Here is a 12,674-nt window from a genome sequence, read left to right as displayed (position 1 = left end):
CAGCCCCGAGCCTTGCGTTCAATGTCGCGCAGACGGAAAATGCGGCTATAGACGCGGCCATGATCCGATTGCTTTGCGCCCTTGCCCTTTCTTTTCTCGTCTGTGTTTTAACCCCCTTGCGGGCCGATCCCGGCGATGTCGATGCGGCAGCGCGCGGTGTGGTGCGGGTGGTGCTGATCGGAGAAGAGGACGGGCAGCCCGTTCCTGTCAGCCACGGCACGGGCTTTGCTGTATCAGCCACACGGATCGTCACCAATGCGCACGTCGTCAGCGAAGCGGCGCAGGATGATACACTGCGGATCGGGATTGTCCCGTCAGAGGGTGAAGGCGGCGCCTTTGCGCGGGTGATCGCGATCAGCCCGCGCAATGATCTGGCCCTGTTGGAAATCGCCGCCAACAGCTTGCGTTTGCCGCCACTGGCGCTGGCCGGGGGTACGGGCACAAACCAGGGCGAGGTTGCCGCCGTTGGCTATCCCATGAATGTCGATCTGGCGCAGGGCCTCGACATGAGCGATATTTTCCGTGCCCAGCCTCCGGTAAAATCGCGCGGCTTTCTGTCGGGCGAACGGCCTTCGCGCCAATTTGATACCATCTTGCACACGGCTCCCATCGCGCGCGGCAATTCGGGCGGCCCCCTGCTTGATCCGTGCGGGCGCGTGATCGGTGTGAACAGCTTCAGCGCGGATTCCGCCAGCGGCGAGGCGGAATTCTATTTTGCCGTATCCTTGCGCGAATTGCTGCCCTTCTTGCGCGGTAACGGGGTCGAACCTGTCACCAACGCCCTTCCCTGCCGCTCCATCGACGAATTGAACGCCGAAGAACGCCAGCGGCTCGACGCCAAACGGGAACAGGCGCGTGAACGCCTCGCCAACCGGGCTGACAATCTGCGCGAGGTGCGCGAGACCGCGCGGCTAAGCGCGCAGATGGCCGTGCTTGAAATGCGCGAAAACCGGATGGCGTTGGCTCTGATCGCGCTGCTTGCCGCGATCGGTTGCGGTTATGCGGCCGTGGTATGGCGTGCAAATACCGCGAGGCGCAAACACAGCCTTATCGCAGGCGCGGTGTCGGTCTTTACGCTTGTGATCGCAGGGATGGTGTGGGTCACGCGCCCCGGCCTTGCCGAAATCGAAGACCGGGTCGCCGCCGCAGTTGCCAAGGCGCAAGGTCTGCCTGCGAGTAATGCAGAAACCAGCAACGGCACGGAAGGCGCCTTGATCTGCACGCTGATCCCCGAACGTAGCCGCGTGACCGTATCGCGCACCGATGACATCGCGCTTGGCTGGTCTGCCGATGGCTGCGTCAATGGCCGGACGCAATATGGGCTTGGTCAGGGTGGAGAATGGCAAAGGGTGTTTGCAGCCCGTAATGATGATGCGATCGCAGTGAATACATATGATCCGGCGACGCGCACGCTGCGCACCGATCGCTACCTATTGGGACAACAGGCGCTGGCCGATGCCCGCGAAGCGCGCTCGGCCTACACGCCGCCTTCATGCGGGGTGAGCGACGCCGCGCGCGTTCTGGGGCAGCAGCAATCCGCGTTGATTGCGCAGTTGCCGGGACGCCCCAACGAACGGCTGGTCTATGCCTGCACGGCAAAGGAGCGGGTGCGCTAACCTCGTATTGCGTTCGCACCTGCACAATTCCACACCCTCCCGGCTTGCACCAACCGGAATCAATTGCTAGGCGCGCGCCAACCTTGAAGGCAGCCCTTGCGCATGCCCCATACCCAAGGCCCTGAGCACATTTACCCTTTGACGCTTCGCAAGAGGATTGCACACGCGTGGATATTTCCGCCGGTATCAAGGCTAGCCTGGCTGGACGCTATGCCTCGGCTCTGTTCGATCTCGCCGCCGAAAACGGCAAGGTGACCGCGGTTGAGAGCGATCTCGGCACGCTGGGCACGGCGCTGTCCGAATCGGATGATCTGGCTGCGCTCACCACCAACCCCGAACTTCCCCGCGAAACGCAGGGCAAGGCGATGGCTGCGGTGGCGCAGGAACTGAAGCTCAGCGACCTCACCGTCAATTTCCTCGGTGTGCTGGCGGCCAACCGCCGCCTTGCCAAGCTGCCTGCGATTATCAGCGCCTTCCGGGCGATTGCCGCAGCTCAGCGCGGCGAAGTCACGGCGACCGTAACCAGCGCACATCCGCTGTCGGACGATCAGCTTGCCACTCTCAAGTCCAAGCTGACAGCGCGCGAAGGCCGCACTGTCATGCTTACCGCCTCGGTCGATCCCGATCTTCTGGGCGGACTTGTCGTCACCATCGGTTCGCAGCGCATTGATGCCTCGATCCGCACCCGTCTCAACTCGCTTGCCCAGGCCATGAAGGCTTAAAGGAAGAACCATGGAAATCCGCGCCGCAGAAATCTCGAAGGTCATCAAGGACCAGATCGCCAATTTCGGCACCGAGGCCGAAGTCAGCGAAACCGGCACCGTGCTGTCGGTGGGTGATGGGATCGCCCGTATCCACGGCCTCGATCAGGTGCAGGCCGGCGAGATGGTCGAATTCTCGAATGGCGTGCAGGGCATGGCGTTGAACCTCGAAGCCGACAATGTCGGCGTCGTGATCTTCGGCTCGGACGCCGAAATCAAGGAAGGCGATGTCGTCAAGCGCACCGGCACCATCGTCGACGTGCCCGTCGGCAAGGGATTGCTCGGCCGCGTCGTTGACGCGCTCGGCAACCCGATTGACGGCAAGGGCCCGATCATCGCTGACAAGCGCAGCCGCGTCGAGGTAAAGGCACCCGGCATCATCCCGCGCGAATCCGTGTCGGAGCCTGTGCAAACCGGCCTCAAGGCGGTTGACGCACTGGTGCCCGTGGGCCGCGGTCAGCGCGAACTGATCATCGGTGACCGTCAGACTGGCAAGACGGCTGTCGCGATCGACACCTTCATCAACCAGAAGGAAGCCAACGCGGGCGATGACGAAAGCAAGAAGCTGTACTGCGTCTATGTCGCCGTTGGCCAGAAGCGTTCGACCGTCGCGCAGATCGTCAAGCAGCTCGAAGAAAACGGCGCGATGGAATACTCCATCGTCGTCGCCGCGACCGCTTCGGAGCCTGCCCCGCTGCAGTATCTCGCGCCCTACACCGGCTGCGCCATGGGCGAATTCTTCCGCGACAACGGCATGCACGCCGTGATCGTGTATGACGACCTTTCCAAGCAGGCCGTGGCTTACCGCCAGATGTCGCTGTTGCTGCGTCGTCCTCCGGGCCGCGAAGCTTACCCCGGCGACGTGTTCTACCTCCACAGCCGCTTGCTTGAGCGTGCGGCGAAGATGAACGAAGAAAACGGCCACGGTTCACTGACCGCTCTGCCGATCATCGAAACGCAGGCGGGCGACGTGTCGGCCTATATTCCGACCAACGTGATTTCGATCACCGATGGCCAGATCTTCCTCGAAACCGGCCTGTTCTATCAGGGCATCCGTCCTGCGATTAACGTTGGCCTGTCGGTGAGCCGCGTTGGCGGTGCCGCTCAGACAAAGGCGATGAAGAAGGTTTCGGGTTCGATGAAGCTGGACCTTGCGCAGTACCGCGAAATGGCGGCCTTCGCGCAGTTCGGCTCGGATCTCGACGCCTCGACCCAGAAGCTGCTGAACCGCGGTGCGCGTCTGACGGAACTGCTCAAGCAGAAGCAGTTCAACCCGATGCCGTTCGAAGAACAGACCGTATCGATCTACGCGGGTACCAACGGCTATCTCGATGCCGTGCCGGTGAATCGTGTCGGTGATTACGAAACCCAGATGCTCGATTTCATGCGCCGCGAACACGGCAGCGTGCTGAACGAAATCCGCACCACCAAGAAGTTCGAAGGCGAAGTCGCGGACAAGACCAAGGCCGCACTGCAAGCCTTCGCCAAGCAGTTCGCGTAAGGACCCCGCCCAGTGCCCTCATTGAAGGAACTCAAAGGTCGGATCAACTCGGTCAAATCGACCCAGAAGATCACCAAGGCCAAGCAGATGGTCGCAGCCGCCAAGCTGCGCCGTGCGCAGGCCGCGGCTGAGGCCGGGCGTCCCTATGCCACGCGGCTTGCCGCGGTCATGGCATCGCTGGCGGGCAAGGTTGCGGGCGACAGCGCCCCCAAGCTGCTCGGCGGCACCGGGTCGGATCAGCGCCATCTTCTGGTGGTGGTGAACACCGACAAGGGCCTGTGCGGCGGCCTCAACTCCAACCTCGTCAAGGCCGCGAAGGTCAAAGCGAAGGAGCTGATGGCTGCAGGCAAGACGGTGGAATTTTACCTGGTCGGCAAGAAGGGTCGCGCCCCGCTCAAGCGCGAGTTTCCGACGCTGATTGGCGGCGGGTTTGACACCAGCATTGCCAAGACCCCGGGCTTCACCGAAGCCGAAGCCATCGCCGATGAACTTATCGCGATGTTCGACGCAGGCCAGTTCGATGTCGCGCACCTTGTCTACCCGACCTTCAAGTCGGCGCTGGCGCAGGACCCGACGATCAACCAGTTGATTCCCGTCCCTGCCCCAACTGAAACGACAGTGCAGGATTCGGTGGTCGAGTACGAGCCGAGCGAGGAAGACATCCTCGAAGAGCTGCTGCCGCGTTACGTGCGTACGCAGCTGTTCGGCGCGCTGCTGGAGCGAGAGGCATCGGAACAAGGTGCCTCGATGACCGCGATGGACAACGCCACGCGCAACGCGGGCGAACTGATCCAGAAGCTCACGATCATTTACAACCGCCAGCGTCAGGCGGCGATTACCACCGAACTCATCGAAATTATCGCGGGCGCTGAAGCGCTCTAATTGAAGGCTAAGGAACGAAAAATGGCCACCGCCCCCGCTCTCAACCAGACCACCAACGGCACCATCAGCCAGGTCATCGGCGCCGTTGTCGACGTGCAGTTCCCCGGTGAACTCCCGGCGATCCTGACCGCGCTTGAAACCCGCAATGGTGACAAGACGCTGGTGCTCGAAGTCGCCCAGCACCTCGGCGAAAACACCGTGCGCACCATTGCGATGGACGCCACAGAAGGCCTCGTTCGCGGTGCCGAAGTGATCAACACCGGCGCGCAGATCTCGGTTCCGGTCGGCCCCAAGGTCCTGGGCCGTATCATGAACGTGATTGGCGAAGCGATCGACGAACGCGGCCCTATCGGTGCCGAAATGACCGCCCCGATCCACGCTGAAGCCCCCGCCTTCATCGATCAGTCGACCGATGCCGCAATCCTTGTCACCGGCATCAAGGTGATCGACCTGCTCGCCCCCTATGCACGCGGCGGCAAGATCGGCCTGTTCGGCGGCGCCGGCGTCGGCAAGACCGTGCTGATTCAGGAACTCATCAACAACATCGCCAAGGGCCACGGCGGCGTGTCGGTGTTTGCAGGCGTGGGTGAGCGCACCCGCGAAGGCAACGACCTTTACCACGAATTCCTCGACGCCGGCGTTATCGCCAAGGACGCCGATGGCAATGCAACCTCGGAAGGCTCCAAGGTGGCGCTCGTGTTCGGCCAGATGAACGAGCCCCCGGGTGCCCGCGCCCGCGTCGCGCTGTCGGGTCTGACGATGGCGGAGTACTTCCGCGACGTCGAAGGCCAGGACGTGCTGTTCTTCGTCGACAACATCTTCCGCTTCACGCAGGCCGGTTCGGAAGTGTCGGCACTGCTCGGCCGTATTCCTTCGGCGGTGGGCTACCAGCCGACGCTGGCAACCGACATGGGCAAGCTACAGGAACGCATTACCTCGACCAACAAGGGTTCGATTACCTCGGTGCAGGCAATCTACGTTCCCGCGGACGATTTGACCGACCCGGCGCCTGCTGCTTCGTTCGCTCACTTGGACGCGACCACCACGCTGAACCGAGCAATTTCGGAACTCGGCATCTACCCGGCGGTTGACCCGCTCGATTCCACGTCGCGCGTTCTTGAGCCTCGCGTTGTCGGTGCCGAGCACTACGAAACCGCTCGCCGCGTTCAGGAAACTTTGCAGAAGTACAAGAGCCTGCAGGACATCATCGCCATTCTCGGGATGGATGAACTGTCGGAAGAGGACAAGCTGATCGTCGCCCGCGCGCGCAAGATCCAGAAGTTCCTGTCGCAGCCGTTCCACGTGGCGGAAGTCTTCACCGGCATTTCGGGCGTGTTCGTGCAGATCGAAGACACCGTGAAGAGCTTCAAGGCGGTGGTTGACGGCGAATATGACCACCTGCCCGAACAGGCCTTCTACATGGTCGGCGGGATCGAGGATGTGGTAGCCAAAGCCAAGAAGATGGCTGAAGAGGTCTAAGGCGCGATGCCCCTTCACTTCGAACTCGTCACCCCTGCCAAGCTCGTCCGGTCGGAGGACGTCCACATGGTGGTCGTCCCCGGCACCGAAGGCGAATTCGGCGTGCTGGAGGGCCATGCGCCCTTCATGTCCACCATCCGTGACGGGGCCGTGCAGGTCTTCGTAACCGCAAATGCTGCGCCGCAGATTATTCAGGTGCGCGGCGGCTTTGCCGAGGTGAACGAAAAGGGCCTGACCGTCCTTGCAGAACACGTCGAAGACTAAAGCGTTTTCGCCTAACTGAATATTTCCAAGGGCGGGCCAATGGCTCGCCCTTGTTGTTTGTGGGGAAAGCAGCGGAAAATTAACCATGTGCGTGCTTAAAACCCACGCATGACAGCCATTCTCGCCAAAAGTTTCCCTCGCGCTGGTTTCGCACCCGAATTGTGGGTGGGAGTTGCGCTTGCCCTCTTCACGGTCATCATACGCGCCGCGTGGTTTGGCGATCACAACGCTGATACCGATGAACAGCTTTACTCGCTCATCGGGAACGCGATGCTGGAGGGGCGCCTGGTGTTTGTCGATCTTTGGGATCGCAAGCCCTTCGGCCTGTTTGCGCTGTTTGCGCTGGCCCATGCTATCGGTGGTCCGGGACCCGAAGCCTATCAGGTGATGGGCGGACTGTTCACCTTTGGCGGGGCCTGGCTTACCTATCGGTTGGCACGCCATATGGTGAACCCGTCGACGGCCGCGGGCGCGGGGCTGCTGTATATCGTGCTGACCGCGATCTACGGTGCCTATTCGGGCAATTCCGAGGTGTTCTTCATCCCCATGATGCTGGCGACGGCCGTCCTTGTGCGCGACCCGGCGCATCCGCGTGCGGTGATGCGGATGCTGGCGGCCATGCTGATCGGCGGGGCAGCATTGCAGGTGAAATACACCGTCCTGCCGCAATGCGTGTTTTTCGGGCTGTGGGGCCTGTGGGGCCAGTATCGGCAGGGCGCCGCACCCGTGCGGCTGGTGCTGCTGGCTGCGGTGTCGGCGGCGCTGGGGTTGCTGCCCACCGCTTTGGTAGCGGCCTATTATGCGGCCTTGGGCCATCTGGATGCCTTCGTCTTTGCCAATTTCCTGTCGTTCTTCGATCGCATCCCATCGGGCAGCGGACGGCTGCGCCAGACCATTGCGGTGTTCCTCGTGCCGCTCGCAGGGTTGGCGCTGGGGGGGATCAATGCAGCGCGCCGCAGCGGGCGTACGGGTTTTTCGCAGACCTATGTATTTTCGCTGCTGTGGCTTGCCGCATCCTTGGCCAGCGTGTTTCTGCCAGCGGACATCTATCGATATTATCTGGCGGCTTTGGTGCCCGCCACCATTCTGGTAAGCCTTCCGCTGTTCGCACCGTCGCCCCCTGGCACGCAGATCAATCTGCCCATGCTTCTACTGGTAGCGTTGTATCTGTTGCTGATGCCCTCGCAATATGCGGCCACGCAGGAAAGCCGCGCGGCGACAGAGCGGCTGGCAGGGGCGATTGCTCCGCATATCGATCCGGCGGCGGGGCGGTGTCTGCTGGTGTTTGACGGTCCGACATCGCTGTACCGGCTGACGAACAGCTGCCTGCCAAGCCGGCTGGTCTATCCCGACCATCTCAACAACGCGCTGGAACGAAAGGCGCTGGGTGTTTCGCAGGAGGGCGAAGTGGCCCGGCTTCTCGCCACCCGCCCGCCGGTGATCGTGACTGCGGATCGGCCCTTCACGCCGCAAAATCGTGATGCCAAGCGGCTGGTCGATGATGCGATTGCACGCGATTATCAAGCGATCGCGCAAGAGACGCTGGATCGCCGTGTCATCACGGCCTGGCAATTGCGCCGCTGACCGGCCAAGCGTGCCCTTGCAATCCAGGCGCGCTCCCGGCACGTTTGGATCATGGTTCTGCGCCTTTTGTCGCAGCACCATGATCCACAGCGGGAGAGTCGCACTTGAAACTCGTATCGAGGCTGGCCATGGCGCTGGCCATGAGCACATCCACTATCGCCGTCGCACAGGACGGTATTCCCGGCCCAGACCAAGATCCCTTCATCTGGCTTGAAGAAGCCCGCAGCCCCGAAGCGCTGGATTGGGTGGCTGCCGAAAATGCGCGCACGCTTGCCGCGTTCGAAGCCGATCCGCGTTATGCGCAGCTCAAGGCCGAGGCGCTGGCAATCTTCAATTCGGACGAACGCGTGCCGGGTGTCGGGTTTACGCCTTACGGTATGGTCAATTTCTGGCAGGACGCGAAGAATCCCAAGGGTATCCTGCGCCGCACCACGCTGGAAAGCTGGCGTTCGGACAAGCCCGAATGGGAAACGATCCTTGATATTGATGCGCTGGCCGCAGCGGAGGGCAAAGAGTGGGTTTACGGCGGCATGTCCTGCCTGCCCCCTGAAGGCACGCGTTGCATGGTGTACCTGTCGGATGGCGGCAAGGATGCCAGCCTTGGGCGCGAATTCGATGTTACCACCAAAAGCTTTATCGCAGATGGCTTTGTCCTGCCCGAAAGTCAGGGCAGCGCGCAGTGGGTTGATGCAGACACGCTGTTGATCAGCCGCAATTTCTCCCCCGAAACCACCACGGAAAGCGAATATCCCTTCACGACCCGCGTGTGGAAGCGTGGAACCGCGATCGAGGATGCGCCTGAAATCTTCCGCGGTGAAAAGACCGATGTGTCGTCCGGGGCCTCGGTGCTGCTCGATGGCAACTTTGTCGTTCACGGGCGCACGGCCTATCGCGGCATCTCGTTCCATGAACGGCAATATTTCTTCGAGAAGGACGGCGCATGGCTGCCGCTGGATCTGCCGACCAAGGCGGGGCCTTACGGCATCATCGATGGCCAGATCCTGTTTTCGACCGATGTGGAATGGACGCGCGGTGATGATGTCTTCCCTGCAGACTCCCTTGTCTCGGCCGATCTGGAAGCATGGAAGGCCGACCCCAATGGAGTGAAGATGACGCTGGTATGGGCGCCAGCTGACCGCCAGACCAAGCTTGGTGCGGCGACGACCAAAAACAGCCTGTTCGTCAACCTGCTGGACAATGTGCGCGGACGGGTGCTGAAGTTCGATTATGCGGATGGCCAGTGGACCAGCACCGCGCTGGCCCTGCCCGACAATGCCACTGTCGGCATAGCGGCATCGTCGGACGAGACAGACGAGATCATGTTCACGTCGACCGATTTCCTCAGCCCCGGCACCTGGTATTACGCCAAGGATGGCACCACGCTGGAACAGGTGAAGCGCGGGCCTGAGTATTTCGATCCCGCCGGCATGGAAGTCGAACAGCACGAGGCGACCAGCAAGGATGGGACCAAGATCCCGTACTTCATCGTCAAGCCCACGGGCATGGCGCTGGACGGTTCCACCGCCACGCTGCTGACCGGCTATGGCGGCTTCCAGGTGCCACGCCTGCCGGGCTATCTCGGTTCCACGGGCAAGCTGTGGGTCGAAAAGGGCGGCGCCTATGTGCTGGCCAACCTGCGCGGTGGGGGCGAATTTGGTCCCGGCTGGCATCAGACCGCGATCCGCGAGAACAAGCAGCGCACCTGGGACGATTTCATCGCGGTGGGCGCAGACCTTGTGAAGCGCGGCTTCACCTCGCCCGAGCATCTCGGCATCCAGGGCGGCTCGCAAGGGGGGCTTCTGGTCGGCACCTTCTTCACCCAGCGGCCCGACCTGCTGAACGCCGCGATCGTCCAGATCCCGCTGTTCGACATGCTGCGTTACCACCTGATCGGGCGCGGGGCTTCGTGGATCGGCGAATATGGCGATCCGCGCATTCCCGAACAGCGCGCATGGATTGAGGGCTATTCGCCGTATCAGAAGATCGTGGCAGGGGTTGAATACCCTGCACCCTTCCTGTGGGCGTCAACGGCCGATGACCGCACCCACCCCGCACATGCGCGAAAGGGTGCTGCCAAGCTGAAGGCGCTTGGCCAGCCCTATTACTACTTTGAAGACACCACCGGGGGCCACTCCGGCGGTGTGGACAACGACCAGCGCGCCAAGCTGCAGGCGTTGCAATTTGTCTACCTGATGCAGCGCCTGATGGGCGATGGCGCGGCCGATACGGCCGAATAAGCCACACGCTTTTTCGCGTTCGAACAACAGGGGCGGCTCCGGCAGGGGTCGCCCCTTCTTGCATCGGCGCACTGCAGATTACGCCGCAAGTTGTAAAACAGTCCGACACTATCGCTCGGCTCATCGCAGACGAGGCACGGGGCGTTTCATCAACCCCGGATTAAGGAACCGCGTTAGGATTTCGTTAACTATTGAGGGCAAGTGTTGGTGCATCGGGGGCGATGAGCACAACTGACAAGGAGCAAATTGATGGCCTACCCCAGAACGATTTCGATCGCCGATGCGATCAAGAGCTACAATGCCTTGCCCAAAACGCACCGCGTCCACTGGTCCAAAGCCCGCAAGGATGATGTCGTTCGCGCCGTGCATGACAAGTCGATCAGCTTTCACGAAGCCCGCAGCCGCTACCTGCTGAGCCGCAGCGAGTTTGAACAGTGGGAAGCCGATTATCTCGCCTCGGGCGGCAACAGCACACAGATGGCAGACGCCTGAAGTCGCTGCTCCAAGACCCTTTGGGCGCATGTTGGAGACACATGAGACACTGTCCAGAAGCCAAAACAATCTGACCCTGTCCGCTGCCTTGTGCGACACGGGGTCAGAAATGCCGATCGACTGGGTCATGTCCGCAACGCTGACACGGTGAGCCGCTGTAGGAAATCCCACCTTCTACCGGACGATGGCAGCGATCAGCGTGTAGGCGCGTCGAAATCGGCGGGTTTGTTCGCTACCCAGGCGACGAATTTTGCGATGGCGGGGTTGGCCCGCACCACATCCGGTTGATCCCCGATCCGCGCCAGTTCGTTGTTCGTGAAGTTTGCGTGAATTGTCTTGTGGCAGATCGGGTGGACAGGCACCTTGACCTTACCCTTCTTCGATTTGGGCACGGGATGGTGCCATTGCACGATCTCTCCCAAAGGACGCTCGCACAGCCAGCAGGTTTGGTGGTCGCTCACTTCTTGTCCGCCGCTTTCTTCTTCTTCATCGCATCGTGGAAGCGGTCGGCCCAGCCGTCCTTTACCAGCTGTTCGGCGCGCACCATCCTGAGTTCGCCGGGCGCGACATCGTGGCTCACCGCCGATCCAGCCGCGACAATCGCATCCGCGCCAATCGTGACAGGCGCGATCAGTGACGAGTTGGAACCGATGAAAGCGCGGTCGCCGATGGTGGTGCGATATTTGAAATAGCCGTCGTAATTGCAGGTGATAGTGCCCGCACCGATATTCGCGCCCGCGCCGACAGTGGCATCGCCCAGATAGGTCAGGTGGCTGGCCTTGGCCCCGGCGTGGAGCGTGGCGTTCTTCACTTCGACGAAGTTACCGATGAAGCTGCCCTCTTCCAGCACTGTGCCGGGACGCAAGCGGGCGAACGGGCCAACCTTCACCCCGGTTGCCAGCGATGCGCCTTCGATATGGCTGTTGGCGCGGATCAGCACCTTGTCCGCCACGGCGACGCCGGGGCCGAAGAAGACATTGGGTTCGATCGTCACGTCGCGGCCCAACCGGGTATCCCAGCTGAAGAACACCGTATCCGGCGCGATCAGCGTGGCGCCTTCGTCCATGGCCTGCTGACGCCGGGCCGCTTGCCAGCGCGCTTCGGCAACGGCCAGTTCGCTGCGGCTGTTGATTCCGGCCACTTCGTCCGCGCCGGTTTCAATCACCATCACGGTGTCGCCTCGTGCAATCGCATTGGTCGCAACATCGGGAAGGTAATATTCGCGCTGGGCGTTATCATTCCCCACCGCTTCGAGCAGCGGCCACATGTCATCCGAATGGGCGACGATCAGGCCCGAATTGCACAGGTCGGTCGCACGTTCTTCGGGGCTGGCGTCCTTGTATTCGACCATCTTGCGCACCCGCCCATCGGAATCGGCAATGATGCGGCCATAGGCAAGCGGATCAGCGGGACGGAAGCCCAGCACCGCAACCCTGGCACCGCCATCCAGCGCGGCGAACAGACGGCGCACGGTATCGGCCTTCACCATCGGGCAATCGCCAAAGCACACCAGCACAAGACCGGTAAAATCGGCAAGCGCATCCCGGGCTTGCAAAGCGGCGTGCGCGGTGCCGAGCTGCGGTTCCTGCAACGCCACCGTCACCTCGCGCCCAGACAAGGCCTTGTCCAGCTGTTCATGCCGGTCGCCCGCCACGACCACAGTTCGCGCAAGGTCGGCTTCGGTCAGACTGTCGAGCAGGTGCAGCAACATCGGCTTGCCCGCAATCGGGTGCAGCACCTTGTGCGTGTCGCTCTTCATCCGAGTACCCTTGCCCGCGGCAAGGATGATGGCAGCAAAGGCCTGAGCGGGAGAATGTATCGAAGTGCTGGTCATGATAGCCCCTGTAAGCAAACCATC

At 61.9% G+C, this 12,674-nt stretch carries 11 protein-coding genes; 9 read left to right on the top strand and 2 right to left on the bottom strand.

Annotation, left to right across the window (positions count from 1 at the left end; translation table 11 throughout):
• Window positions 1-59: 59 nt before the first annotated feature.
• The 9 genes from SJY33_RS01925 to SJY33_RS01885 all read left to right on the top strand — a co-directional run bounded on the left by SJY33_RS01925 (window position 60) and on the right by SJY33_RS01885 (window position 10,816).
• Window positions 60-1,616 (top strand): serine protease, encoded by a 1,557-nt coding sequence (locus SJY33_RS01925; protein WP_379920829.1) that lies wholly within the window; start codon window positions 60-62, stop codon window positions 1,614-1,616.
• 167 nt (window positions 1,617-1,783) lie between these two features.
• Window positions 1,784-2,338, top strand: coding sequence for a F0F1 ATP synthase subunit delta (locus SJY33_RS01920; protein WP_379920828.1), 555 nt, complete (start codon window positions 1,784-1,786; stop codon window positions 2,336-2,338).
• A gap of 10 nt (window positions 2,339-2,348) precedes the next feature.
• Complete coding sequence (gene atpA / locus SJY33_RS01915; RefSeq protein WP_379920827.1) at window positions 2,349-3,878, top strand: F0F1 ATP synthase subunit alpha; 1,530 nt, start codon at window positions 2,349-2,351, stop codon at window positions 3,876-3,878.
• Between the two features lie 12 nt (window positions 3,879-3,890).
• Entirely contained in the window at window positions 3,891-4,760 is an 870-nt protein-coding gene (locus SJY33_RS01910; protein ID WP_379920826.1) for a F0F1 ATP synthase subunit gamma, read from the top strand.
• 21 nt (window positions 4,761-4,781) lie between these two features.
• Window positions 4,782-6,239, top strand: a complete 1,458-nt coding sequence (gene atpD, locus SJY33_RS01905; RefSeq protein ID WP_379920825.1) for a F0F1 ATP synthase subunit beta — start codon at window positions 4,782-4,784, stop codon at window positions 6,237-6,239.
• A 6-nt stretch (window positions 6,240-6,245) separates the two neighbouring features.
• Window positions 6,246-6,503 (top strand): ATP synthase F1 subunit epsilon, encoded by a 258-nt coding sequence (locus tag SJY33_RS01900; RefSeq protein WP_379920824.1) that lies wholly within the window; start codon window positions 6,246-6,248, stop codon window positions 6,501-6,503.
• A 108-nt stretch (window positions 6,504-6,611) separates the two neighbouring features.
• Window positions 6,612-8,087 (top strand): ArnT family glycosyltransferase, encoded by a 1,476-nt coding sequence (locus SJY33_RS01895; protein WP_379920822.1) that lies wholly within the window; start codon window positions 6,612-6,614, stop codon window positions 8,085-8,087.
• 140 nt (window positions 8,088-8,227) lie between these two features.
• On the top strand, window positions 8,228-10,324 hold the full coding sequence (locus tag SJY33_RS01890) for a prolyl oligopeptidase family protein (RefSeq protein ID WP_379920821.1): 2,097 nt from the start codon (window positions 8,228-8,230) through the stop codon (window positions 10,322-10,324).
• Between the two features lie 249 nt (window positions 10,325-10,573).
• Entirely contained in the window at window positions 10,574-10,816 is a 243-nt protein-coding gene (locus tag SJY33_RS01885; protein ID WP_379920820.1) for a DUF1153 domain-containing protein, read from the top strand.
• Between the two features lie 194 nt (window positions 10,817-11,010).
• Here the strand turns inward: SJY33_RS01885 and SJY33_RS01880 are convergent, their stop codons facing one another.
• Window positions 11,011-11,277: an HNH endonuclease gene (locus SJY33_RS01880; RefSeq protein WP_379920818.1), complete on the bottom strand. Its 267-nt coding sequence runs from the start codon at window positions 11,275-11,277 to the stop codon at window positions 11,011-11,013.
• Window positions 11,274-12,650 (bottom strand): bifunctional UDP-N-acetylglucosamine diphosphorylase/glucosamine-1-phosphate N-acetyltransferase GlmU, encoded by a 1,377-nt coding sequence (gene glmU / locus SJY33_RS01875; RefSeq protein ID WP_379920817.1) that lies wholly within the window; start codon window positions 12,648-12,650, stop codon window positions 11,274-11,276. Before glmU ends, SJY33_RS01880 begins: the two co-directional genes overlap by 4 nt.
• Window positions 12,651-12,674: the final 24 nt, after the last annotated feature.

The organism is Erythrobacter sp. R86502 (genome assembly GCF_042466465.1).
In the GTDB taxonomy this organism is placed as follows: domain Bacteria; phylum Pseudomonadota; class Alphaproteobacteria; order Sphingomonadales; family Sphingomonadaceae; genus Erythrobacter.
The sequence above is the reverse complement of the archived record's forward strand: the minus strand, read 5'-3'. Positions and strand labels throughout refer to the sequence as shown.